The sequence below is a fragment of the Streptomyces sp. SPB162 genome, from assembly GCF_029504575.1.
Taxonomy (GTDB): domain Bacteria; phylum Actinomycetota; class Actinomycetes; order Streptomycetales; family Streptomycetaceae; genus Actinacidiphila.
Genome location: NZ_JAQFII010000002.1, coordinates 324,222 through 349,452 on the forward strand (window position 1 = coordinate 324,222; position 25,231 = coordinate 349,452).

The window sequence follows — 25,231 nt, forward strand, 5'->3', positions numbered from 1 at the left end:
GTCAAGGCTTCCGATGGGGCGTACTGGAGCGACGGTCGTATAGAGGTAGCGCAGGGGGAGAGCGCGATTCCGCACGAGCTCCTGTGGCTCCTTCCAGATGTGTAAACCACCACATACGTCGGGCGTACGACCGCGCATGCTGGCCGTTATCCGTCGAAGTGGCCGGTAACTGGGGGGCGCATGGCGCACGGGGCTGTCTACAAGTTCTTGATCAACGTGGACGCGCGGGGTTCGGGGGGGTACCTGGACGGCGCGAAAGTACGCATGAACGAACAGATCTACGGCGTGGCCGACGCAAGTTTCGGCGCGGCCGGAGTGGAAGAGGCGATGTTCTACCGCGAGGACCGCGGCGACGGCTTCATCGCCGCGGTGGACTCCCGGGTACCACCGGTGCAGTTGCTCGGGCTCTGGCTCGCCGAGCTCCACCAGCGGCTGAGGATCGCGAACGAGGACCTGGCGCAGCACCTGGGGCTGCGCGTGGGGATGCACGTGGGGCCGGTGCACCAAGGTGAGAAGAGCGTGGCCGGCGGCGCGATGGATTTCGTCTGCGGGCTCGTCGACGCGGCCGAGTCGAAGGAGTTGTTGGCCCGCTCCGGGCAGGATCTGCTCTGTGTCGTGTCCGACGACCTGTACCGAGCTGTGGTCAGGCACGGCGGTCGGTTCGTCGAACCGTCCGCGTACCGCAGCCGGACGGTGCGGCTCAAGGGGGGCCCAACCATCGCCTGGTTCCACGTGCCCGGCGGATCCGTTCCGCCGCTGTCCGGCGGTCCGGGTCCCGAGACGGCTTCCGCAGGGGCGGGGTCGGTGGACTCGGCGCACGGAGGGCAGGGCGGCGCCGCCCCCCGGCAGCCGGCGGTACCCACGTCCACTCACCCGGACGAGCCGGGCGCCCCGGACCGAGCAGGCAATGGTCCTGACCGGCCGGTCTCGGCCGTACGGCCCAAGGGCTCGGCCGACGGCGGCGCGAACGGCACGGATGACGCGGACGATCAGGACGACCCCTGGAACGAGAAGTCCTCGGAGCCGGGTGAGCGCACTGTCGTCCATATGCGCGACAACAGCAGCAGGCACTCCCACTCGGTCTTCAAGGGGCCCGTCACCTTCGGCGACGGCACCCGCCGTGGGGCGGACGAGCCCGAGGTGGGGCGATGAGCCCGGAGGAGGGCGCGCCGGCGCAGGCGCGAGCCGGCGGATTCCACCGCCAGGACGCGGTGGGCGGCCGGAGCGCACCGGAGCCGGGCCATACGCCGGGCAGTGACGCGGGCCGTGGTGACGGGCGCCAAGGCGGCGCCGCCCCGGAGGACCGCCGTTACGACCGCGACGGCCGCGGTGATCGTTCGGACGGAGCGGAGCGCGACGACCGCGTCAAGGACGCCGACCACCTCGACGGATCCGGCGGGTCCGGCCCCGACGACCAGCAGGACCGCGATCAGCACGAGCGCGAAAGCGAAAGGGCCCGCGAGAGCGAGCGGTTCCAGGACGCCATGCAGGACCCTGGTGCGGAGGAGGGTGAACAGAGCAGCTCGCGCACCGCGACCAAGGTTCACCGCGAGGCCCGGACGCGTTACGACATGAGCGGCAACAGCAGCATCATCGACCGCAGCCGCATCGAGAGCGCCCACATGGGCAACAATTACAACTACTACGGCGTCGCCCAAAAGGGCGTGCCGGTCTTCGGCGGCGTCCCACACCAGGAACTGGAGCGGCTGCGCATCGCGTACCGCGCGCCCGAGGGGTACCCCTCGCTCCGCGAAGCCCTGCGCGCCCGCCGGGTGCTGGTGCTCGTCGGGCCGCCCGGTACCGGGCGCCACACCACCGGGCTGTGCCTGCTCGACGAGGTGACCGCGCCCGCGGCGCTCATCGCCCCGTCACCTCCCGGCGCCGAAGACGGCGCCGGGGAGCACACGACGCAAGGGCCCGCCGCCGACCGCCGGGTCAGTCGTCTCGACCCCGGTTCGCTCAAAGGTCTGATCACCGACGGGGAAGTGACCGAGAAGGTCGTGATGCGCGGCGGCGGCGTCCTCGTGGAACTACCGGACACGCCCGGAACATGGTCCTCGGTACTGCAGGAACTGCACCTGGACGCGCTCGCCGGGCGACTCGCCGGGTTGGACGCTTACGCCGTGGTGATCGCCGCGCCTTCGGTGACGGCCGGCGGCAGGGCATCGGGGCAGTACGCCTGGACGTGCCCGCCGGCGCCCGCGCGTGAACTGCTCGACTGGCAGCTCACACGGCGCGTCACCACCGGGCGGGACGGGCTGCAGACGCTGAGCAAGGGAGAGCGGATCCTCGTTCACCCGCTCTTCCACAAGGCGCTCGGCATGCGCCTGGAGGCCCTGCGGCCTGCGGAGACCGACGCCGTCGCCGACATGCTCGTGGCGCACCTGCACGGGTATACGACCCGCGAGCAGTTGCTGGCGGACTGCGGTGAACTCGTTCGCGTCCAGGCCCGCGAGTGGTTCGCCCACGGGCTGGGCCAGTTGCCGCCGACGGTGGGACCGACCGGCGACGAGTCCCGGGAGCGCGTCACGGGTACCGCCGACGAGGCGGGGGCGCAGCGGATGCGCGAGGCGGCCTTCCGGATCGCGCTCGCGGTGCTGGACGGCGAGGCGTTCAGCGCGGTGGCGGACGCTGCCGACCTCCTGGCATGGGAACTGCTGCTGGCTCGCGATCCCGGCCACGACTACGGCCGCCCGGTCTTCACCGAGAACTGGGCCGAGTTGCTTGCCGCCAGCCGGGCCGAGCTCGGGATCGGCGAGGACGAGAGCATCGGCGGCGTTCCGCTGCCGGTACGGACCGCGCGCTACCGCGGTGACGGACTGGCCAACGCCGTCCTCGCCGAGATTTGGCACCACCACCACGCCGCGCGGGCCCCGATCGTGCGATGGCTGCGGTCACTGGCCGACGACCCGCGCCCTCAGGTGTGGATGCGCGTGGCGGTGGTGGTGGGTGAGCTGTGCACCGAGGACATGGGGTACGGATTCGCCGAGCTGATCCGACCGTTGGCGACGGCCCGCTCGCCCCGCCGCCGGTTCGTCGCGGCGACCGCGCTGGACCAGGCCGGCCGCCGCGAGCCGCACCGGGCGGCGGTACGGGTCCTCACCGACGAATGGGCCCGGGGCGGGGAGGCCGCTCTGCGCTGGACGGCGGCGCTGGCGCTCGGCTACGGGCGGATCGAGGCCGACACCCGGACTGCCGTGGAATCGATCGGCGCCGTCAGCGCCAGGGACAAGGGCAAACACTTGCGGGTCGGGTCGTATGCGCTGGCCCGGCTCGCAGCGGGCAGCCGGGCAGCCGAGGTGCTGGCGCTGCTCGCGGAGTGGGTGGCCCAGGTGACGGGCGAGTACCGGGATCTGGCCCTGCTCAGCGCGGTCAGGGTGGCGCTCGCCCGCACCGACGAGTTCTGGGAACCGGAAGCGGCCGAGGCCGCGGGTGAACCGAAGCCCACGGGAGAGCAGGGCACCCGCCGGCAGGACACCCGCCAGGCCGCGGGGCAGGATCCGCGGGCGGCGGCACAACGGCCCGGTGTACCGCCGCAGGCGGGCCGCCGACGCGGCGCGTACCGTCCGCCGATCCCCCGGGCGTCGACGGCCTCGACCGACAGGGAGCTGGCCCCGCGCGGCGGCTGGCCGCTGCCGATCGCGGTGGCGGTAGCCGTACCGGAGGCGGCGGAGCCGCTGGCCGAGCTGATGTGGCGCAGCCTCAACAGCCACTTGGCGGGTGAGGCCACCACCGACGCGTTGCGTGGTTGGTTGCTCGCGGCGGCGCGGGACTGGCGGGAAGCCCGGGGCTCCGGCCGCGCCGGCTTCGCTCGCGCGACCGGAGCCGGCGGAGACGGGGCGACCGACGAGCGAGAAGCCGGTGAGGGACGGTCAGCGGCCGAGGGCGACGCGACCGATGACGCCCACGTCGAGGATCCGCTCGTCGGTGAACTGCTGCCCGCGTTGCTGTGGTTCCTGCCGCACCTGGTCCGTGGGGAGCGCGACTGGCGACGGCTGGAGTGGCTGCTGAGAACCATGGGGGACGAGCCGGACGAGGCGATGACCGAGGAGTTCGCGGCACATGTGTTGGACCGGGTGGGCGCCGGCCTGCGCGGACAGGGGGAGAGACACTGATGGACGAGACACCTGAACTCTTCATTCCCGAGAACATCGCCGGCCCGTTCCTCCGCGAGCGCCGGACGGAGCGTGTGTGGCGATTCCGCCACGAGGGCGCGCAGGTCGCGTCGGTGGTGTTCTACGAGGGCGGTGGCTGCCGCGTGATGACCAGCGACGGCACCGAGGTCTCCAGCCGGAACCGCAGGACGGCCCGGCCCAGCACCGTCTGTGAGATCGCCCGCGGCCGGCACACCACCTTCTTTACCGTCCGGTTGGCAGCCGCCGGCGGCGCAACGTTCTTCGAGACCAAGATCCAGCTGCGCTGGGAGGTGGTGGACTACGAACTGGTCGCACGCAAAAGGCTGCAGAGCGTGGAGGAGGACCTCGGCCCGGAGATCGTGGACCGCCTGCAGATGGTCTCGGAGAATTTCCCCATCCAACAGGCCCAGCAGGCCAACCGGGCGATCCGCGCCGACATCCAGGGCGGCCGGTGGTCCGACCTCGGAGCCGAGGTCGGCCTGACGACGCGGATGTTCGTCACCGTCGGCACCGACCAGACCTATCTGGACGAGGTCGCCGGCAAACGCAGCGAGGCCGCCGAGTGGGAACGGATCGCGAGCCGGTTCGCGAGCTTCTCGGGCTTGGCCGGTGGCCCCGAGACCGACCGGCTGGCCTGGGTGATGGCCTCCGGCGGCCACAAGGACGTCGCCGACGTCATCCGCATGATGCATGACGACGACGCAAAAGGGCACGCGGACACCAGGAACTTCTTCTTGCGGATGCTGGACCAAGGACGCATCTCCAGCCCCGAGCTGGAGGAGTACCTACGGGCGAGAGTGTTGTCCGACCAGCCCGCAGAGAGCCGGCACTTCGCCCTGGGCCCCAACCAACAAGCGACTCCGAGAGCGCAGTTGCCGCCCGCCGCGCGCGACACCGACAGACGGACCAGCGGGAGCGACGAGGGCGAGGCCGACCTGGTGCAGCGCGGCTGGGCTACCGACCGGTTCGTGCCGGAGCCCTACCGCGCCGAACCAACGTCGGGACCGTATCGACCGGAGCCGGACCGGGGACCGGAACCGTACCGCTCCGACTCCGGCCCTCGCGTCGGCGAACCCGCACACCGGCAGTCGGATACGGCCGACTCACGGCACTCCGACGACCGGGCGACCGGGCGGGCCGGGAACCGGCCCCCGCCGACCGCGAGGAACCCGGCCCGCCGACGTACGAACAACGCTGGTACGGGCCGGAGCAGGGCCACCCGACACCCCCGAAAGGGGCGTCCGGCCCCGACGACGCGTGGCCCGCCGACCCCTGGGACGTATCGCCACCATCACCTCCCACCCGTTCCGGAATGGACGAGCAATCGCCGTATGACGGCGGACGGGAGCCGCGCGGGCGCGACGGCTGGGCGACGGGTGACGCGAACCCGCCTCGCTATGGCGGCGGTCGGGCGCCCCAAAGGGAGACCCCGTCCCGTGGCGAGGAGGGTTGGACACCGCGAGGGGAACAGCCCGCCGCACCCCTTCACGACGACTGGGCGTCCGGCGAGCAGAGCAGGACCGAGCAGGACGGCGCTCGAAAACCCCGCGCTGAGCCCGCGCCCGACCGGGAAGACGTCTGGAGCCCCCGGGAAAGGGATGCCCCTCGTCGGATGGAGAGCCGGTATCCCCACAGCGATCCACGGGCGCGGGAACCGGAGGCGTCGCAGGTGCCCCGGGCACCGAACGACGGCACGGACCGCGTACGGCGCCGACGGCAGGACCACGACGACTACTGGGACACCGATCCGCCGGAGCCCCAGGGCCGGGAGGAGAAGTGGTGACCGTGCCCGAGACCCGGTTCGTGGCCGCGGAGTTGCTGTCAGTGATCCGCAAGGACGCCGACCGGGCCGACACGAAGGCGTCGGTTCTGCTCTCCGTGGTCGTGGCGCTCGGCACCGTGCTGTCGGCACGAAGCCAGTCGAGATCGGGCTCGGCCACGGCGGTCGCTCTGCTCCTGCTGGCGGGGGGGTGCTGGCTGTTGGGGACGGTCTCGCTGCTGCGTGCCGTCGTACCCAGAGTCGGCACCAAGCGGGAGGGGCCCGGACTCACCTTCTACGCCGACGTGCTCGCGGTCCACCGGGCCGCGGGCGCGGCAGGGGTGCGGTCGGCCGTACGGGAGGCGGCCGGCGATCCGACCACGTGGTTGCTGATCCAGATCATCGACATGAGCCACATCCTCGACGTCAAACACCGCTGCATCCGCTGGGGCGTGCTCTGGCTGCTGTCGGGCCTGGTATGCGGCGCGATCGGCCTGCAGACCGGTTGACGAACACCGGCCGCGGGCCGTCAGGGGCCAGGCCGCGAAGAAGCCGTACGGAGCGTGGGCGACACGCACGCCGCACTCCGTACGCGGGAGACACACCACGGAGGGGGAACCGGGGATGGAAACCGGGGACGAGAGCACGACAGCGCACACCGCACAGCCACCTGCAGCGGCTGGCCGCCACGCCGCAGGGGCGATCCGGCAGGGCCGGGGAGGAGTACGGCGCCGGATCGCCGTCCGGGGGACGACCGCACTGCTGGCCGCGGCGCTGCTGGCGCTCGCCCTGCCGGTCACGGCTCCCGCCACGCCGTTCCGGCAGGCCGGCGCGACCGACACCACACCGCCGCCGATCGACCTCGCCATCGCGGTCGACGAGTCCGGCAGCCTGAGCGCCGACGATGTCGAGCGGGAGCGCGACGCGGCCGACCGCATCGCAGTCAGCGAGGTCAACGCGCAGTCCCGTATCACCGTGCTGGGCTTCGCCAGCGCAACCCGCAGGGGCCAGACGCCGGTGGACGAGGTATGTCCGACGACCGCCCTCTCCCCCGTCGCCAAGGAGCGGATGGGCTCCTGCGTCGGCAAGCTCGCCAAGCGCGAGAAGGGCCAGGGGGACGGTACCGACTTCCCCGCCGCGATCCGCCAGGCGGTGAACCGGTTGACGACGAATTCCACCGGCGGCCCACGCATGCTGTTCCTGCTGACCGACGGCCTGCTCAACGTGAACGACAGCCCGTCGTACGGCCAGGACGTGCAGAGCAGAGAGCGCAACAGCAGGCTCGCACTGGCCGCCGCACTCGACGAGGCCCGGAAGGCCCAGGTGCAGATCTGGCCGCTCGGCTTCGGCTCGGCCGACCCCAAGGCGCTGGCGGACATGGCCGCGGCGGGCTACCAGGGCGCGTGCACCAACCTGGCGGGAGCCACGCCCAAGGCCACCGTGGTCGACTCGGCGGCGCTCGGGTCCACACTCCAGTCCGCCTTCGCCGGCGCCCGATGCCTGGTCACGGACGAGCCGCAGGAGGGCAAGCCACCCGCCGACATCTACCTGCGCATCTCGCCGCTCGCGACGCTGGCGACGATCGTGGTGTCGAAGGGGGACGCCGCCGTCACCGCAGACTTCTACGACCCGCAGGGCACCAAGGTGCGCGGCAGCGGCGAGGCCGACGGTTCCCACCTGCAACTCAGTGGCGCCGAGCAGGAAGTGGAGTCACTTCAGATCACCGACCCGCGGCCGGGCCGCTGGCGGGTGCACCTCGACGCGCCGGCGGACCACCGCTCGAAGCTGGCCACCGTGGGCGTCCAGTGGCGTGGTGCGCTGCGCTCCTCGATCACTCTGACCCCGGCGGCCCCCCACCCCGGCCAACAGGCCGCCGTGCAACTGCACTTGCAGACCCGCGACGGCCTGCCGGTGACCGACCCGGCGGACGTGCAGACGCTGCAGGTGTCGGCCGAACTCAGCGGTGACGGGTTCGACGACCGGCCGATCACCCTGCGGAACGACGGCAGCGCGGGCGAGGGCACCTTTAGCGGTGCCGTGACCGTGCCCGCCACGGCGACCGGCGCGCTGGAGGTGGTCGGGGTGCTGGGGGCGGTCGGCCTGAGCGCTGACCACCGCCCCTTCGTCACCCGGATCGCGGTCGTCAATCCGGACGTGACCGCGTACCTCGACGTCAGCCACGCGGACGACAAGGCCGGGGCGCGCCTCAACCCGGGCAAGCACGTGTCCTTCGTCGTCAAGGCCGCCAACACCGCGACCACGACGCACACCCTGCGGGTGCAGTTGCTGGACACCCGGCCCGGCGACCTCTCCGTCACTCCCACCGCCATCACCCTCAAACCCGGTGAGTCCACCACCGTCACCGGCCGGCTCATGGTCGGCGACCAGGTACCGCAAGGGGAACTCAGCGGTCGGCTGCAGGTGTTCGACACCGCGCACCCCGGCCAGCCACTGGACGCGCGACTGATCACCGTGCGGGTGGTTCCCGAGCCCGGCGCCGCACGACGCGTCTGGGACGCCTGGTGGCCCGCGATCGTCGCGGTCCTCCTGCTGCTGGCCGGTCTGGCCGCGTGGCTGGTGGTGCGGCACCGCATCACCATCTCGGCCACCGACCCGGGCGGTCTCGAACTGTGCCTGCTGGAGGCGGGCGCGGAAGAGGAGGAAGAGGAGGAGGGGGAGCGCAGCAAGCTGGTCGTACGCTCCTCGGCGGTGGGCAAGAACGGCTGGTACGGCTTCGCGGTCGTGCGGGACAATTCCGCACCGCGGCTGGCGCCCATGCCCGTCGGCCCCTACTTCGTGCGGCGCGACCGCAACCGGTTGGCACAACTACGGCAACCGGGCTCCGCACAAACCTCGGTGCGCTACCGGCAGTCGGTGCCGGTCGACCAGGGTCGGTTGCGGCTGCGCATCGACCCTGGCACCCGCGCGACCCGGGCGCCCGGCACGTGGCTGCCGTCCCTCCTGCGTCCCCGGCCCAAGACCACCCGGCAGAGCAAAGCCTCGGAGCACCGCCCACCGACGCGGAGCGACAGCACCTACCACGCGGACATGTGACGGCTGGGATCACCATCCAGCACCTGACGAACGACTCCGGCCCGTGCGCACGAGCCGGAACCCAGAACCAGTGGCCGGAGCGCGTAACGCTCCGGTGAGGGGGGACGAAAGATGAAGATCTTCCAGCCGATGCTGTTCGTCGGCCTGGGCGGTACCGGAGGCCTGATCGGCACCGAACTCGAGCGCCGTCTGCGGGCCGAACTGTGCGGACCGGACGGGATGCGGCTCACCGCGGGCGGCCGGTCACGGCTGCCGTACCAACTGCCCAACTGCCTGCAGTTCGTGTATGCCGACTACAGCGAGGGCGAGTTGGCCAAGCTCCCGCACCTCTCGGCGCCGCGCTCGCTGCGGCCGGCGCTCGAAACGACCGCGCGGGCCACTCACGATCTGCTGCCCACGGAGTTCACCAGCTCGCCCGATGTGACGCGCATGCTCCGGGCGGTGATGCGACCCCAGGTGGCGTCCTGGCTGCCACCGGCGGAGGGCGAGCCGAAGGTCCACCTGGTCAACGGCGCGGGCCAGATGCCGACCGTCGGCCGGGCGGCGCTCTTCGCGACCCTGCGGCGCGGCCCGGAGCCGGTGGTCGAACCGTTGAGGCGCGCCATCGACGCGATCGGCCTGTCGGAGGGCGAGCTGCAGGAGATGGGCGGTGGACCGGCCAACGGCTGCGACGTCTTCGTCGCCTTCTCGGTCGCCGGCGGTACCGGAGCCGGCATCTTCCTGGACTATCTCCATCTGATCGGACGGACGTTCACGGAGAAGGGCATGCGCGCGACGATCTATCCCCTCGTGGTGATGCCGTCCGCGTTCCCGGTCGGGAAGGGCGGAGGCAGGGAGGCCGACCTCAACGCGTCCCGGGCGCTGGTGGACCTCTCCCGGCTCGTCGACGAGCAGAACGTGCCGGATGTGCAGGCCGACCTCGGGGACACCGAGCGGCGTGAGGCGCTCTACGTCGAGTATCCGCAGATGCAGCCGTTCCGACTGGAACCCGGGATGGTGCCGACGGCCTTCCTGTTCAGCCCAACGGCCGGAATCCGCCCCGACGACCTGCGGCGCTCCATCGTCTCGCTCGTCACCTCCCTGGTCGGCACCGAACTCGCCGACGCGCCGGGCACCGACCACGACGACCAGACCTTCGCCTCCAACTTCGTCAACCACGACCTGGCCCGGCGCGAGAGGTCCGCGACCGGGATCGGGCACCGGGGCATCTCCACCAGTCTCGTCGCCTCGATGACCGCCCCACTCAACGAGCTGGCGGAGCTGATCTCCGCCCGCATGCTCGCGCTGGCCGTCCGGAAGGCCACCGACCAGTCGCGGCCCGACATCGACCCGAACAGCGCGGCGATGATCCGCGAGGCGTTCACCCTGGCCGGCGTCGGCGAGCTGTGGCGCCGCGAGGCGCTCCCCACACCCGAGCCGGACACTCCTCCCAAGGGTGGTGGCGAGATCGAACAGGCCTTGCGGGACCGGCAGGACGAGATGCAGCGGCTGCTGGAGGAGCTGGAGCGGCAGCTGGAGCAGAAGGTGCCCGCGCTCGCCGAGTCCTTCGAACCACGCACCGCCGCCCTCCAGCTCCTCAACCGTTCGGATGTGTTCACCCTGGCGGCGATCTTGCAGGGTTCGCGCTCGGCGTCCGATCCGGTGATCGCGTGCGGCTTCCTCGGAATGCTCGACAAGCGCCGCCAGGATCCGGCCCGGCCGAGCGGGGTGGAGGTCGAGCCGCCGCAGGTGCCTCGGATCCGCCGCCGGCTGACCGGCATATCCGGGCCCCGGTGGGGTGACGAGGAGGTCGTCGCGGTCATCGAGGAGCAGAACAGTTGGTACAAGTGGCGGGCCCGGGTGCTCTGGCACCGGGCGTGGAACGAGCAGGAGCAGCGCTGGCGCCCCAAGGCCGACGACCTCCTGCAGGAAATCGTGCAGTTGACGGACGCCTACCGCAAGCACCTGACAGAGGAGCCCAAGGCGTACGCGAAGGCGGTGAAGGAGCTGTACGACGACGACCGGGCCGGGGTGTCGTACCTGCTGCCTCCTCAGCGCGATCTGCGGGACTTCTACGAGGACCTGATGGACCGCCTGATCGAACGGGAGAAGCTCGGCACGAGCGTGGACGAGTTGACGCTGGTGCGACGGCTGGTCAGACCGGAACAGTGGCGGGAGTCCTTCACGGTCGGCGAACGGGAACCGGAGAACTCGGTGGCCGGGGTGAAGTCGATCCTTCAGGAACGCGTCCAGCGGCTCTTCGAGGAGGGCGGGACCCAGCAGCGCGCCCGGCCGCTGCTGCCGAGCATGGGGACGCTGCTGGCCGCCGCGGCCGGGAACAGCACGGCCGAGCACCAGGTGAGTCAGCCGGCGCTGGCCCAGTTCAACTACAAGCTCGCGTCGTTGCTTCCGACCGCCTTCACACCGGAGGGAAACGGGCGGCTGAGGATTCTCATCACCTATCCCAGTGCGCAGGGTGGCAAGAACGCGATGGAGGACTACCTGCGCAAGGCCCTGCACCTGCCGCGGGACAACCGGCGGGAGATCATCTTCCGTAGCGTCGACACCCAGACGATCACGGTGGTGCTCTTTCGCAGCGAGATGAACCTGACCGAGATCCGCGGTGCACGCGAGGTACTGCGGCAGTGGGCCACGGCGAGCGAGGAGCGGCGCTCGGAGGATGGGCTGCGCTGGCGGCAGCGGCTCGGCTTCCAGGACGACTGGCTGGCGAGTACCGCCGCCGACCGGGTGCACATCCTGCAGCGACTGCTGTGCGCGATGTGGAACGGCCAGATCGACTACCAGGGCGAGGCCGAGTCACCGCTGCGGGTGCGCGTGCGGCTGCACGAGGAGATCGAGGTGCAGGCCCCGTCGATGACGCTGATGCTGGGCGACTACCACGACGACGTGTCGAGCTGGGCCGACCTGCTGCGCTGCTACGAGCGGTGGGCGCTGCTGGGCGAGGAGAAGGCGGTCGAGGAGTACTGCCGGGTGCTGATGAAAATGCTGCCGAACGGCCTACGCACCTCCGGCAGTGACCCCTCCCCGCTCTACCTGCGGTTCGTGCATGAGGTGGCGCCCCGGCAGGTGGCGCTGCTGGAGGCACGGGAAAGGCGTTACGGCGGGGTCACCGAATGGTCGCGGCCGTTGTGGGAATTCTGGGCCGAGACGCTGCCGGCCGCACTCGCGCTGCCCTTCCCCGGTATGGAGGGAGCCGTGCAGAGCAATCTGCGGGAGCTGGAGGACTGGGTGGCGATGGGGCGGTCCGGCGGTGAGCAGAGCCGGCCGGATCCGGCCGGCACGGGCCGCTACGGCAACGGGGCCGGTCGGTACGGGAACGGCGTAGGCGGGGCGTTCGGGAAGGAGCCGCAACGGTCGGGGCAGGGCCATGCCTCCGGCGCGGGACCCGCTCCCGCGGGGAACAGCCCGGGATACCGTCCCGGCCGCCCTGCGGACGGCACGCGATACGACGGCCGGGATCGCTACCGCCAGGCCGAGCCCGAGGCGCCGGACGCCGGGGCCGGGCGGCCGAGCCCGTCGCAGCCTCCGGCCGTACCCACGGCGGGCCGCCAGGTACCCGTTTCGGAACCGGTGTTCGGCTACCCGTCCTACCCCGAGTCGGCGCCGCCCGTGCCGGCCTGGTCGGGCGAGTCTGCGCTGCCGTGGGGCACCGCGGGCAGTGACGGCGAGGGGGACTGGGACAACGCCGAGACCGGCGGCGAGCGCGACCCGTGGAAGGGGGACCCGGAATGAGCGTCCGTGACGACAAACCCCCGGTCGTGGTCCTCGACCTGCGGGGCGGTCCGGCTTCGGCGCCGGACTGGCCGGCCGAGGCGGCCGCGGCGCGGCGCTGGACAGCTGCCGAGGGGCCGGGGCCGCGCCTGCTCATCCTGGACAGCGCCGCCGAGTTGACCCGGCACGTCGAGGCCTTCGAGCGCGTCATGTCCCGCCCGGCGGCGGGCGGTCGCGTCCAACTGCTGTGCCTGGCGATCGGTGGAACGGACGAGGACGGAGACACCGCCGTCGGAGCAGCTACCACCGCCGGCGGTGCGGGCCGGGACGGCGCCCCCATCGGCGCGGACCGCCTCGGTTCCGAAGCAGACGCCGGGGCCGGTTCGGCGGGCACCTGGGCCGGCCCGGGAGCACCACCTCCGGCGACGGACACCGCACCGGCGTTTTCGCAGGCGGCCGGCAGCCTGTTCCTGTTGCCGTCGGTGCTGCGGGCGGCGGACGCCGGAATCCTGTGGGTCGCGGATCCGGCGGGCGGTGGCGACCCGCCGCCGCCCGCCGCGGACCGGGAGCCCGCGATCGGCGCCCTCGTCGAACTGCTGCGGACTCCCGAGCTGTACGACAGCCTGCTCGACGCGCTGCAGCACTGCCCGTCGGCGGTGGCCGCGCTGTCCGCCCGGGTGGTGGAGCACGACCTGTCGCCCCGAGCTCGCGACCAAGCGTGGCAGGAGGCGCTGTTCCGGTTCGTCGGCGATACCGGCACGGACCCCTCCGCGGGGTCCGTGCCGGTATCGCCGGGCGATCTGCCGCGCGCTCTGGCCGAGCTCTTGGACCCCGGGCTCGCGCGAGCGCCCGATCACCTGCTGCGTGCGGACGGGCCGGCCGTACGGGCCCGGACGGCATGCGAGCGCGCCCTGGACGCGGCCGAGATCCAGTGCGGCGAACTCGGCTTGCCGCTCGGTCTGTTGACCGGGCGACGAGAGACCGAGTCGCTCCCGAAAGCCCTGGATGCCGCTGCCCGCGGCCTGTGGGACTACCGCAGGGTGGCCGAAGGCGCGCTGCGGGACAGCGCGGTCCCGGGGCTGACGCCGGCGGAGGCGGGGCAGCGGCTGGCGCATGCCGGGATCGAAGCTCCGCGGTCGGTCGCCGCGGTGCCGTACGGCGGTGACAGGGGCGCGCCGGCCGCCGGGGATCCGGTCGAGGAGGGCCTCGGGAGGTTCGTGCTGCGTCTGCTCGGAGGGGGACTCGCGCTCCGAGCGATCACCGGACGGCTGACCTGGCTCTCGGAGGAAATGACACCGGCGGTGGGGGTCGACCTGTTGGCCGAGTTCGACGGCCGGTCGGCCGTGGACGTGCCCAACCGGCTGTCGCTGCGGCACTCCTTCCGCCTCGCACCGGTCCGCCCGGCGCCCTTGCTCTGCGTCGCCCTGGTGCTGGCCCTGGCGTGCCTGGGTGACGGCCCTCGCATCCTGCTGGCGCTGCTGCCCGCCGCGCTGCTCGCGGCGGGCTGCGCGCGGGCGGCTGCCGCGCGGCCCAACCGTTCGGCACGCGGCTCCGTCGAGCTGGCGCCGCCGGCGCAGTCGGCGGCCGCCCTCCTCGGCGCGGCGGCCGGGTACGCCATCGGGCACACCGTCCGTCCGCCGTCGTGGGCGGCCCTCGCGGCGCTGGCTCTGTCCGTGGTACTCGGCGCCCTGCTGACGGTCGTCCGCTGGACCCGCGCCGTCGACGACTGGTGGCTGCGCACCCGGGTGGGCGAACTGCGCGGCGGTCTGGCAGACGTCGATGCGGCCCTGGCCGAGGCGGTACGCCGCCACTGGTGGGCGATCGACGACCGGGTCCGCTGCGCGGACGCGGCCCGCGTCCTGGCAGGCGCCTTCCGCGGGGTGCCGGCAGACCCGCACACGGCCGGTTCCCCCTCCCCGTCTCCCCCGGCCTCGGACAGCTGGGACACCGACGTGCCCCCCTCAGCCCCGTCGCCGCCCTCGCCCGGAAGTACGGGCGCGGACGACTGGCTGAGCGCGGAGGACTGGTCCGACGAGCCCGAGGCGAACACGGCGCCATGGTCCGACCCCACCTGGCCGGCCCGCGCGGACGGGCCCGTCCCGCGCCCCTTGAGCGCTGGGAACCTCGAGCAGCCCGGGAACGACGTGCCCAGGGCTGCCTCGTGGACCGTGGCTGCCGAAGGGGCGGGTACCGGTGTCGCCGAGGCAGGAGCCGGTGCCGCCGCCCGGCTGACGCCTCTCCCTCCGGGTGCGGACACATCGCGGTCCGCTGCCGCGGACGGCGATGCCGCCCGGCGCTCCCGTTCGGCACGTACGGCGTCTCCGACGCCCCCGCTGCCGCCGGTTGTCTCGGTTCCCGGCGTGCTCCCGGTGCTCGCGGCGGCGGGGACGCCCCCGGGTGACGCCGCCGAGCGCGGACCGGCCGGACTCACCGGCACCGCTCCAGGGAACGAGCCGCCCGCCCCGGACACCGTGACGCCGGCCTGGTTGGAGCGGGAAGCCGCCGACGGCGGACCCGAACTGATGGCGACGCTGCTCGGCGACCTCGCGGACGCGACCGCGGACGAACTGCGGCAGCTGTGGGCGGCCCGGCCGGCGGGGGGCGGATCCGCGAAGGCGGAGGCCGTGAGTGCGGCCGTGCGACGGGGGATCGCCCGGGCCCACCGGCACCTGGTGCTGGACGGGATCGTGTCGTCACCCTCGTACGCCCGTTCCGAACGGCGGCGGCCCGACTCGTCCGCGTTGCTCGGAACGGGTATCCGCGGGATCGGGGACTTGCTGTCCACGGACGCGGTCGACGGACAACTGGTGCCGCTGACCTCGCCGGTCCACACGCCGCTGCTCAGCCGGGATCCGTCGACCGCCCAACTGATCCCGTTCGCCCCCGTGGCGATCCGCGACGTGGGGGGCCGAATCGACACCTCCGCCGTCATCTGGACGGCGCTGGGGCGCTTCTCCGGGGCACTCGAGCTGGTCTGTCTGCGGCCCGGCGCTGTCCGGGTCGTACGCGCCAGGGCCTGGGCGCAGGACGACGGGACGCAGGCCCGGGCGGCAACGACCGCCTCCGACGGGGGCGCCGTCCGGCACCCGCGGCACGACAGCACAGGGGGGAAGAAACCATGGTGAACGACCCACTCGTCCGCCCAAGGGCGGGAGGCGGCACGTGACGGCGGTGCGGAACCGGCCACCCCCGTACCGGGGCAGAAGGACTGGTACGCGAAAGCCGAACCGCCGCGCGGGACGTCCCGGCACGCGGCACCGCCACCCGGCGGTGCCCGCGCCGACGAGGAGGAGTGGGGCGAGGCGCAGGAGCTGTCCTTGATCTCGCCCAAGGGGTCGCCGATGCGGCTCAAGGTCCGCTTCGGCCCGGACCGGCCCCGGCTGGTCCGGCCGCCGACCGTGGCGCGGCGGCTCCAACTCGGCGACGACTGGAAGGGCTTCCAGGTACGGCTGCCCGCCGCCGACACGCACGACCCGGCCGCCCTCGCGCTGCTGGAGACCGAGACCGCAGCCGCCCTCACCCTGCACCGGGCCTACTCCGGCACCCGCTTCGCCGGACTCTTCCCCGTGCCGTTCGGCTACGACCCGAACGCCGCCGAGCCGTTCATCGTCTACGCCGTCCCACGCGGCCGGCCGGCCTCAGCGCTCCAGGGGATCTCGACCAGCCAGCAGCGCAGCGTCGAACGCGATCTGGTGCTGGCGGTACGGCTGATGGCGGCCGTCGGCCTGGTGCACCGCGGCATCGTGCCCGCCGCCGTCCGCTGCGAGGAGCGGGGCGCCCAGGTGTGGGACCTCGGTTCGGTCATCCGGACCGGCTTCCCCCGGGCGCCCTTCGGCATCGCTCCCTACGCGGCGCCCGAACAGCGCGCCGGGACCGGCACTAGTGATCCGCGCGACGCGCTGTGGAGCGTCGGCCAGATCATGTACCAGCTCCTCACCGGGCGCCCCGGGCGCCCTGATGGCCCGCCGTCCGACCTCGCCGCACACCGTTCACTGGCCCAGACCCTGGGGCCGGTCTTCGCGCCGAACGCCGCCGACCGGCCCACTGCCGAGAATCTGCTGAAGCTGCTGATGCCCGGCACGGAACTGCCGGTCGGCGCGCAGCCCGACCCGCTGACCCCCTACCGAAGGGACTTCGACGAGGCGCTGCGCCGCAAGTACGTCTCGCTGGCCGCCTCACAGCCGCCTGTGTACGTCCCCACGGCCGAGGATCCGTCGCACCGGGCGGGGCCGCCGCCCGCCGAACCGCCTGGCACCGCCTACCCCGGTCGCTTCCCCGACCCCTTGCCCGCCCCCGACCGCAACAAGCTGCGCGACTGGTTCTACGGCGGCAGCACGTCCAGGTCCGACCCGGACCACAACCAAGGAGGTCGTTACCGGTGACCGTGCCCGTGACCACCGGCGCAGAGGCGTCGGAGATGCTTTGCCCGTACTGCCTGGAGGTCGTCTCCTTCGATGAGGGGCAGCTCTTCGAGCGGGACGAACGCCAGCAGTACGAGAAGCTTGACCTCAGTGGCCAGACCAGCGCCCTGCGCCGCGCCGACCGGCTGCGCTCGGCGTACCAGCGGTGCCGCAACACCGACGGCACCCCGCCGCACTTCATCCCCGTGCCGTATCTGAGTCATGGCAGCCCGCTGACGGTCGCCATGGTCGGCGACTCCGCGACCGGCAAAACCCATCTGCTCACCCAGATGATCGCGGAGATCGCCGACGGCGGTCTGGAGCAGTACGGCGTCACCTGGCAGTCGGTCAACCCGCAGGACCACCAGGACTTCATGGTGGAACGGGTGGACGCGCTGCGCTCCGGACAGATGCTGGAGCACACGCCCTCGCAGACGTTCGCCTCCTTCGTGGAGGCGCTGCTGCTCACGGGGGCCGACGGGGTGACCCGGCCGGTGGCCTTCTTCGACCTCAGCGGTGAGGACCTGCGCCGGACCACCGCCCTGCTGCGCTTCCTGCTCGGCGTGGACGCGCTGATCTTCGTCGTGGATCCTCTGCGGGCGCTGCCGATGCGGCAACTCGACCCGATGCGCGGCGAGTTCGGCTACTCCCGAGGCGGCGACCCGGCGTTCCAGACGGTACTGGACCGCCTCCAGCGGACCGGCCCGTATCTGGAGATCGCCGCCTCGGTGGTGATCAACAAGTGCGACCTGCTGCGCTTCGAGCCGCCGGTGGACCGCTGGCTCGCGGAACCACCGGCCGACCGGGTCTCCGCACGCCGCTTTCGCGACGAGAGCCGCGACGCCTACGCCTTTCTGCGGCACCACGGCGGCCCCGCGTGGGTCCGGCCCTTCGACAACGTGCTGCGCTGCACCATGCACTTCGCCTCCGCCACCGGCAGCCATGACCTCCATGGCAGCTTCCTGCACGGCGTGCGGCCCCGGCGGGTGCTGGAACCACTGGTGTCCGTACTGTCGATGTGTGGCCTGCTCGGCGACCACGGTGACGACGGTCCCGCCAACGTGGGGATGTGATCGCGCGTGGAACTGGGCGCGACGGACGGCGAACCCAGCGCGGACCACATCGTCTTCCGCTGGGCGGGCAACCTCGGCTCCTCGCGGGGCGCGGGCATCGCGGCGGTCGCCCAGTCGGGGAACGAACGAGCGGCGAGGGAGTTGGCCGACCGGCTCGGCCCCGTCCTGCGGGTCCGCGGGCGGGGCGCGCGGCCCAGCCTGGTGCGGATGAAGGACGGCTCCCAGGTGGTGCTGCTCAGCCGTATGCCAGGGGTGGACGCCAACAGCCGTGACAGCACGGTCTGCCACGCGATCGTCGGCTCCTCGTCCCTGCTCCGCGCGAAATTTTGCCTGGCGCTGGGGGCGGCGACGCCGTGGCAACCGAGCGACTGGCTGGAGACCGTGAAGGGGAAGGTCGACCCGCTGTCCCAGCAGACCCTGCGCCGGACCGCGGCCGAGTGGGAGCCGAGGCTGCGCCGCGCCGTGCCGCTGGTGGCACGCCCACTGGAATGCCTGGTCGCGCAGTTTCTGCGGGCACCCGAGGGCCGGGTGTCGGCGCTTCACGGGGAGCTGGTGGAAGCCGTCGCGGCAGCCGGCGCCTCGGCACCGGCCCCTGAAGGCCATCCGGTCGGCTCGGCACTCGACCCCGCGCTGGTGGCGCTGTGGGGCCTGTGCGACATCTTCAACAGCTCCCTGGGCCAGGGCGGCTGGTCATACGCGACGTACGACAGTCTGGACAGCCACCACCGGGTGGTGTTCGTGCCGGCCTGGAAGGGGTCGCCCGAGGAGGACGCCCGGTTGCAGCGGATCGATCTCGGCGACCCCGGGTCGGACGACCATGCAGACCGAGCGCACGAGATGGTGGCGGACTACTGCCGCTGGGCGGTCTCGGGGGCCGGCGGGCCCTACCCGCGGTATCACGGCGTGAGCGCCCCCGCACGGGTCCCGCCGGTCGACCGCTCTGCCGCATCACCCTATTCTCCGCAGCAGTTTTCCGGGCCTGCCGACATGGACGCCCGGCGGGACCAGGAGCAGGCCCGGCGGCAGCGGGTCCAGGAACAGAACCGCTACGAAGACTCGGGCCGCCGATCGCCGCAGGAATCGTTCACGGGGCGGGACGGGTTCGAGCGGGACGGAAGCGAGCCGTACGAGCGGGACCAGGCCCGCGGGACAGGGCCGTTCTCGCTGTACGGACAGGAATCGGAGCAGGGATCCCGCCCGGTGCCGGAGCCTGAGCGGTCCCGGCAGTCCGAGCGGGCGTGGGGGCCGCCGCCCGCTCCCCCTCGTCGAAGCGGACCGCGGGACGCGGGCAGGCAGCAGCCGAGCACGGCGGCCCCCGGCCGGCGGAGGCCGGACGGACCCGACGTGGCCCGTCATCGAGTGGGTGGCGACCGAGGCGCCGCAGTCGCAGCAGTCGCCGCAATCACGAATCCCCGAGGCCACGGTGGATACGAAGGCGCGGGATGTGCCGCCCCCCGATGCCTTCGAGGAGTACGGCGCGGCCCCGGGAGACGAGGAGCGCGATGACAACCTCATGGTGGTCGCCGACTCGCTGTGGGAACCCCGCGGTCCGTCCGCCGGTCCTCCTCCGGTCGCACCGCCCGTGCCGCCCAGACCGAACGTGCCGCCACGGGTGCCCGCGTCGGAACTCGGCTCACCGGGCGCCTTCGATGGAGCATGATACGCGCGGGCACACCGCGTCCCTTCCTGTTCAGGACGCGGACATGGACACGGATCGCTTCGCGTGGTCGGAGTTGGACAGGACCGTGCAACGCCGTCTCCAAGAGCTTCCCGGACTGCCCGAGTCACCCCAATTCAAGAAGAAGGGGCGTCGGTCCCCCAAGGCCGAGCCCAGATCGGCCGGGCTCGATGCCCTGATCACCGACCTGCACAGCGCTGCACGGCCGGGAGCCCACCAACCGCCCGAACTGCGGCGCAACGTCGAGGACCGCCTGCGGTTCCTCCCGGACACCGATCTGGTCGAGATACTACGCAGACCGCTGTCGATCGAGGCTCAGCATCTGGTGCTGGTGATGCTGCCCGAACCGGCCCGGCCCCATGACGAAGGGGTGAAGCTGTGCAACGCCCTGCTTTCCGCCCGGCTGCTCCTGACCTCCATCGCGGTGCCCACCCGCAACGAAACGGTGCGCTCCCTGCACATCGAACGGGCCGTCACGGTAGCGTGCTGGCTCTTCCACTGGCTGGTGCAACCACTCGCCCTGGACTGCGACGAGGCGTTGAAGAAGTTCCTGAACGACGTCGCCTCCTCGCAAGCGGCCGTCGACCGGCACCTGGTGTCGGAGCTCTTCATCGACTCACCCCTCCCTCGGACGCCCCACCTGTCCGATCACGTCTGGCAGACCCTGGCCCGGGGCCTGTCCCAACGCGAAGCGGCATGGGTTGACGAGGGACGCCGACACGATCCCCGTCTCCGTTGACTGCCCAAGTGCTGATCCGCTCACCCTCCGAGCGACCTGCGAGGCGGGCTGCTGCGGTACGACATGGGGAGCGGCCGCCGGCCCTCCCTTCGCCGATCAGGTCGCCGGTGGCGGGGCGCCTCGTGCTGCTCGCCGGTCCGCAGGGCCGGCCCCGGGCGGCGGAACAGCCGCTCGGGGCCGGCCCTGCGGACCGGTCACTTGCGCCAGAACAAGTGGTGCTTCACTCCGCTCGGACTGGGAACGACCTCCAGGTGGAACCGGTCGAGCAGCTCGTCAGGGGACTCCCAGAGCCGTACCCCGGACCCGGCCTTCACCGGCGAGACCGCCACATGCATGGTGTCGACGAGGTCCGCGGCGAGAAACTGCCGGATGGTGGTAGCCCCTCCGCCGAGTCGGACGTCCTTGCCCTGCGCCGCCTCCCGGGCCTGCTCGAGGACGGTGGCGGGGTCGCCGTCGACGAAGTGGAACGTGGTGTCGGACAGCGTGAACGAAGGACGCTTGTGGTGGGTCAGGACGAACACCGGGGTGTGGAATGGGGGCTCGTCGCCCCACCAGCCCTGCCATTCCAGGTCGTGCCAGGGCCCGCGCTGGGGCCCGAACTTGTTGCGTCCCATGATCTCGGCGCCGATGTTGCGCGGGTAGTCCCGCGTGATGTAGTCGTCCAGGCCCCGGCTGCCCCCGGGGTCGGTGCGCATGGGCCAGCTCGCCGTAGCACCGGCCCAGGCGAACAGTTCCCCGGGGTCGATATGACCGAACGGCCGCTCCAGGGTCTGGTCCTCGCCGGCGCCGATGCCGTCACTCGAGACGTTGAAGTTCTGGACTCGCAATAGCTGAGCCACGCGTTCCTCCTGGGATGGGGCGATGTCAGTGGTGAGACTCTCCGGGCGAGGCAAACTCATCGCTCCCTCCGTGACCGACGGGAAAAGTCCTACCCGGCCTTCGATGACGTGCGCCTCGGGCTGCTCTCCGAGGGGTCAGCCGACGTCCCAGGGGTCATGCCACGGCCACCGCCGTAGGCGCAGCAGCAGGTACCAGAACCGCCACAGGGCGAGGGCGAGACCGAGCCCGAGCGGGATCTGCAGCAGCCGCTGGACCACCGGGGGGCCGGGCGGACCTCCCCGGCCGACCGGGGCCAGTCCCTGCGGGTCGACGGTCACCTCGTAGGTGCCGCCCGGCACCCAGCCCCCGCCTCCGAGCCGGCTCCCGCCGTCCAGGAGGCCGGGCTTCGGTATCGGGTCCAGCGGTGGACCGTCGAGGACGGAGACGGTATAGGAGACGCCGCCCCCACCCATCCCGTCCGACGTGTCCTGGACCTGCAACACCCGGACATGCTCGGTGCGCCCGTGGTGGTGCAGTGCCTCCTGGCCCAGTTCGGACCGCTGCAGGACCAGCACGCCCAGCAGGCACATCATGCACACGAACCACCTGACGCCCAGGAAATGGCAGAAGGCCGACGCGAGGGTGAGCAGAATCAGCACCAGGACGGATAGGACGTCCACCGACGGGGCGCCCCTGAAAAAGGCGGTGCGCGCGAGCAGGCGTGCGATCGCCCACAGCCCGCACGCTCCCCCGGCGCTCGCCGTTGCCAGGACGGCCCGCCAGGCGAACTCCCCGACCCCTGGAACCTGTCGGCCGGAAGCCAGGCGGGTCCTCACCCCGTCACCTCCGCCTACACCCACGTCTACTGCCGCTCGCGGTCTGCTGCCAGCAGGCCGTACAGGTCGACGATCCCGAGCGGGCACCCCAGCAGGGCGATGAGGGGCTCCCCGGCGAGCACTCTCACGACGAGGGCTGACAGTCCGATGTACAACAGCATCCTCGACCCGGCAGGACCACGACGTACCTGACTATGCGTCATCTCGATGCCTCCTGAGGCTTCTGGGCACGCTGGCTGCGCCTCTTCCCCCAAGGTAGAGATTGTTCAACGATCCAACAAGAGGGTGGTGAGAATCTGCTCTCTGGTAGTTCCACATCCCATAAAGAAGGCATATATTTTGTTCAACGATCCATCAGCGAAGGGATGCGGGGACACGGTGAGCACCAACGCTCCGAGGCCATGGGTCGACGAACTGGCGCGGGACAAGGACCTCCTCGGGCACGGCAGCACCGCCGAGCGGGTGGCCGGCGTCCTGCGCGACCGGGTGACCGAAGGCCGCATCCCACCCGGCGCCCGACTGTCGGAGGAGGTCATCGGCGCGGCCCTCGGGGTGTCCCGCAACACGCTGCGCGAGGCCTTCCGGCTGCTGGCCCAGGAACGCCTGCTGGTGCACGAGCTCAACCGCGGCGTGTTCGTGCGCACCCTGAGCCGGGATGACGTCGTGGAGTTGTACCGGCTGCGCCGGCTCGTGGAGGGTGCGGCCGTCCGGGAACTGGTCGGGGCGCCCGAGCTGGTGATCGGGGCGATTCGGGCAGCCGTCGAAGCGGGTGAGCGCGCCGCGGCCGACCAGCGCTGGTCCGATGTCGCCACCGCCGACCTGCACTTCCACCGCGGGATCGTGCAACTGGCGGGATCCGAACGACTGGAGGAGTTCATGCTCCGCATCCACGCCGAGCTGCGCCTGGCCTTCCACACCGTGGACAACCCGCAGCGCTTCCACGAGCCCTACCTCGCCCGCAATCGCGAACTCCTGGCCTGCCTGGAGTCCAGGGACACCCAGCAGGCGGAACTGCTGCTGTCGGTGTACCTCGCCGACGCGGAACGGCAACTGGTGCGCGCCTTCGAGGACGGGAGATGAGCAGGGTCCCGCCGCTGGAGGAGGTCGACGACCACGGCAAGATCTTGTTCTGCGGCGACTCCGGGCTGCAGCTCGGGGGCATCCTGCTGGGTCTGCGGGGCCCGCGGGGCACGGTCACCCTCGATCCCGAACGGACGCCCCACACACCGGCGGCCCTCTTCGAGTTCCAACGGGTCCTGGGAATGAACAGCAACATGGTGCAGCATGCCGTGACGTCAGCGACGTCGATCGAGGAGGTACCCAGGGAACCGCAGATCGAGGGGGCCATCCTGTTCGGGATGCAGCGCCTGCCGCCCGCGTTCTCGCAGGTGCGCCTGCCCGACCTGCTCCACTCCGACCAGGACGGGGTCCACCTCGACAGAGAACATCCCACCGTGTTCGACAAGCTGCGCATGCGTGAACCACCGCGACGTGACGAGAACGAGGTCTACTTCGGCATGCGGCGCAGGCCGCCCGGATACGCCGACCTGCGCTCGGCCCCCGGCTGGGAGCTGCACGAGATACCCCGACTGCGATGCCGGGCGATGGAGCCCGGACGTCATGAGCCGCTCTCGGCTGGAACTGCGGACGCCCGACGGGGAGCTGTACTCCCGCGCCTGGGTCGACCCCGACCCCACGTGGCAGGCCGCCGCCCTGCGGCACGGCTACGTCGTCTGCCTGTGCGGCCTGTTCCTGGGCCTCATCGGACCCATCGACATGGCCGCCGCGGAGTACACCCCGGCGATGCGCCGCAGCGGCTTCGAGACCGGATGCGCACTGGGTCTGACCGCCGGCGGAATCGTCACCTACGTCCATCACGCCTGACCGTCGTTGCCCGCTCAGGCATCGTCAGGGCATGAGGGGAAGCCTACCGACGATCTTGTCGACCCGATTGCGCGGGCCGACGATGCTGCCTGCGCAGTAGTCGATGTCTTCGGTCTGGGCCTCCCCCACGGCGGTAATGAACTCGTCGTAGACGCGGGTGCTTTGCGCGGCGATGGGGACGTCGGCGACGAAGGTGTCGGGGCGGGATGCGGCCTTGGCGCGGATGGTGCGCAGCGTGGCGGGGTCGGCGACGAGTACCGAGCAGCCTGTCCAGGGCAGGCCCGGGTGCACCGTGCCTTGCGCGTCGGCGGTGTCGGTTCCCAGCAGGCCGGCGACCGAGGCCACGGTGGGGGCGGCGGCGCAGACGGCGGCGTTGGCGGCCCGGCCGGGTGGGAGGTCGGAGTTGACGACCACGACCCACTTCAGCCGGACCTGGCGGGTGACCTGTGGCAGGGAATCCTCCGTCCTCGTGGCGCGCTCGACCGCTTCTCACCCGTTCAGTAGGGTCAAGTGTTCGCACAGTGGCAGAAGCTGCGGCGGGTAGTCGATGCGCGGGGGCACGTCATGGGAAATCGGCCTACGGACTGGCACATACTCGACCTGGACCGGGATCCGGTGCCGGGTGATCCGTTCGAGGTGAAGGAACTCGCCCGCAAGCTGGGCGACTTCGCGGACGACGTCTCCTCGGCGTTGCGGTCGGTCAAGGGGCTGAGCGGCAACAACGCGGTGCAGGACTGGGCCGGCCTCGCCGCCGACGCCTACCGCGAGCAGTTCGGTGATCTGCCGGGCGAGCTGACGAAGTTGGAGAAGTCCTACCGGCTGGCGTCCGGGGCCCTGGAGGCGTACTGGCCGAAGTTGGAGACCGCGCAGGCCGACGCCGACCGGGCACTGGCCCAGGGCCGTACCGCCCGCCAGGACCTGGACGCCGCCAAGACCACCCAGACGAACGCGAACGACTGGGTGAAGCGGGCCGGCGACAAGTCCAAGGAGTACCAGGCCGATCCGAAGCCGGGCGCGGAGCCGCCGTCGGCGGAGGAGGTCCGCACCGCCACCCGCAACGCCCTGGACGCCTCGAACGCGCAGAAGTCCGCGAACTCCGCCGTCCACGACGCCCAGGGACGTCTGGACGCGGCCAAGGAGCT

General features: G+C 71.9%; 17 protein-coding genes. 12 read left to right on the plus strand and 5 right to left on the minus strand.

Going from position 1 to position 25,231, the window contains the following annotated elements; translation table 11 throughout:
* Nucleotides 1-264: 264 nt before the first annotated feature.
* From M2266_RS31410 to M2266_RS31455, 10 genes are all read left to right on the plus strand, one after another.
* Nucleotides 265-1,152 (plus strand): hypothetical protein, encoded by an 888-nt coding sequence (locus tag M2266_RS31410; protein ID WP_277441668.1) that lies wholly within the window; start codon nt 265-267, stop codon nt 1,150-1,152.
* Complete coding sequence (locus M2266_RS31415) at nt 1,149-4,115, plus strand: hypothetical protein (protein ID WP_277441669.1); 2,967 nt, start codon at nt 1,149-1,151, stop codon at nt 4,113-4,115. The genes M2266_RS31410 and M2266_RS31415 overlap by 4 nt, the downstream gene beginning before the upstream one ends.
* 1,800 nt (nt 4,116-5,915) lie before the next feature.
* Nucleotides 5,916-6,404: a Pycsar system effector family protein gene (locus tag M2266_RS31420; RefSeq protein ID WP_277441670.1), complete on the plus strand. Its 489-nt coding sequence runs from the start codon at nt 5,916-5,918 to the stop codon at nt 6,402-6,404.
* A 115-nt stretch (nt 6,405-6,519) separates the two neighbouring features.
* Nucleotides 6,520-8,949: a vWA domain-containing protein gene (locus M2266_RS31425; RefSeq protein WP_277441671.1), complete on the plus strand. Its 2,430-nt coding sequence runs from the start codon at nt 6,520-6,522 to the stop codon at nt 8,947-8,949.
* Nucleotides 8,950-9,060: 111 nt separating this feature from the next.
* Nucleotides 9,061-12,681, plus strand: coding sequence for a tubulin-like doman-containing protein (locus tag M2266_RS31430; RefSeq protein ID WP_277441672.1), 3,621 nt, complete (start codon nt 9,061-9,063; stop codon nt 12,679-12,681).
* A complete protein-coding gene (locus tag M2266_RS31435; RefSeq protein WP_277441673.1) occupies nt 12,678-15,785 on the plus strand; it encodes a hypothetical protein in 3,108 nt (1,035 codons plus the stop codon). The genes M2266_RS31430 and M2266_RS31435 overlap by 4 nt, the downstream gene beginning before the upstream one ends.
* 192 nt (nt 15,786-15,977) lie before the next feature.
* Nucleotides 15,978-17,042, plus strand: a complete 1,065-nt coding sequence (locus tag M2266_RS31440; protein WP_277441674.1) for a hypothetical protein — start codon at nt 15,978-15,980, stop codon at nt 17,040-17,042.
* Complete coding sequence (locus M2266_RS31445) at nt 17,039-18,133, plus strand: hypothetical protein (RefSeq protein ID WP_277441675.1); 1,095 nt, start codon at nt 17,039-17,041, stop codon at nt 18,131-18,133. The genes M2266_RS31440 and M2266_RS31445 overlap by 4 nt, the downstream gene beginning before the upstream one ends.
* A gap of 6 nt (nt 18,134-18,139) precedes the next feature.
* Nucleotides 18,140-19,639 (plus strand): hypothetical protein, encoded by a 1,500-nt coding sequence (locus M2266_RS31450; protein ID WP_277441676.1) that lies wholly within the window; start codon nt 18,140-18,142, stop codon nt 19,637-19,639.
* Nucleotides 19,640-19,836: 197 nt separating this feature from the next.
* Complete coding sequence (locus tag M2266_RS31455) at nt 19,837-20,550, plus strand: hypothetical protein (protein ID WP_277441677.1); 714 nt, start codon at nt 19,837-19,839, stop codon at nt 20,548-20,550.
* Between the two features lie 194 nt (nt 20,551-20,744).
* On the opposite strand, the gene M2266_RS31460 is transcribed toward M2266_RS31455, so the two are convergent.
* The 3 genes from M2266_RS31460 to M2266_RS31470 form a co-directional block, all read right to left on the minus strand.
* Nucleotides 20,745-21,389, minus strand: a complete 645-nt coding sequence (locus tag M2266_RS31460) for a dihydrofolate reductase family protein (RefSeq protein ID WP_277441678.1) — start codon at nt 21,387-21,389, stop codon at nt 20,745-20,747.
* Nucleotides 21,390-21,524: 135 nt separating this feature from the next.
* Nucleotides 21,525-22,205, minus strand: coding sequence for a hypothetical protein (locus M2266_RS31465; RefSeq protein ID WP_277441679.1), 681 nt, complete (start codon nt 22,203-22,205; stop codon nt 21,525-21,527).
* 26 nt (nt 22,206-22,231) lie between these two features.
* On the minus strand, nt 22,232-22,408 hold the full coding sequence (locus tag M2266_RS31470) for a hypothetical protein (protein ID WP_277441680.1): 177 nt from the start codon (nt 22,406-22,408) through the stop codon (nt 22,232-22,234).
* A 175-nt stretch (nt 22,409-22,583) separates the two neighbouring features.
* On the opposite strand from M2266_RS31470, the gene M2266_RS31475 reads away from it, so the two are divergent.
* Nucleotides 22,584-23,285, plus strand: a complete 702-nt coding sequence (locus M2266_RS31475; RefSeq protein ID WP_277441681.1) for a GntR family transcriptional regulator — start codon at nt 22,584-22,586, stop codon at nt 23,283-23,285.
* Nucleotides 23,286-23,825: 540 nt separating this feature from the next.
* Nucleotides 23,826-24,089, plus strand: a complete 264-nt coding sequence (locus tag M2266_RS31480; protein WP_277441682.1) for a hypothetical protein — start codon at nt 23,826-23,828, stop codon at nt 24,087-24,089.
* 24 nt (nt 24,090-24,113) lie between these two features.
* Here the strand turns inward: M2266_RS31480 and M2266_RS31485 are convergent, their stop codons facing one another.
* Both M2266_RS31485 and M2266_RS31490 read right to left on the minus strand, forming a co-directional pair.
* Nucleotides 24,114-24,503, minus strand: a complete 390-nt coding sequence (locus M2266_RS31485) for a DUF2000 domain-containing protein (RefSeq protein WP_277441683.1) — start codon at nt 24,501-24,503, stop codon at nt 24,114-24,116.
* A 398-nt stretch (nt 24,504-24,901) separates the two neighbouring features.
* Complete coding sequence (locus M2266_RS31490) at nt 24,902-25,225, minus strand: hypothetical protein (RefSeq protein WP_277441684.1); 324 nt, start codon at nt 25,223-25,225, stop codon at nt 24,902-24,904.
* Between the last annotated feature and the right edge of the window lie 6 nt (nt 25,226-25,231).

Coding starts and splice junctions, on each gene's coding strand:
- M2266_RS31425 (WP_277441671.1), top strand. CDS start 6,520: ATGGAAACCGGGGACGAGAGCACGACAGCGCACACCGCACAGCCACCT.
- M2266_RS31435 (WP_277441673.1), top strand. CDS start 12,678: ATGAGCGTCCGTGACGACAAACCCCCGGTCGTGGTCCTCGACCTGCGG.
- M2266_RS31480 (WP_277441682.1), top strand. CDS start 23,826: ATGAGCCGCTCTCGGCTGGAACTGCGGACGCCCGACGGGGAGCTGTAC.
- M2266_RS31470 (WP_277441680.1), bottom strand. CDS start 22,408: ATGACGCATAGTCAGGTACGTCGTGGTCCTGCCGGGTCGAGGATGCTG.
- M2266_RS31415 (WP_277441669.1), top strand. CDS start 1,149: ATGAGCCCGGAGGAGGGCGCGCCGGCGCAGGCGCGAGCCGGCGGATTC.
- M2266_RS31430 (WP_277441672.1), top strand. CDS start 9,061: ATGAAGATCTTCCAGCCGATGCTGTTCGTCGGCCTGGGCGGTACCGGA.
- M2266_RS31455 (WP_277441677.1), top strand. CDS start 19,837: ATGGACACGGATCGCTTCGCGTGGTCGGAGTTGGACAGGACCGTGCAA.
- M2266_RS31410 (WP_277441668.1), top strand. CDS start 265: ATGAACGAACAGATCTACGGCGTGGCCGACGCAAGTTTCGGCGCGGCC.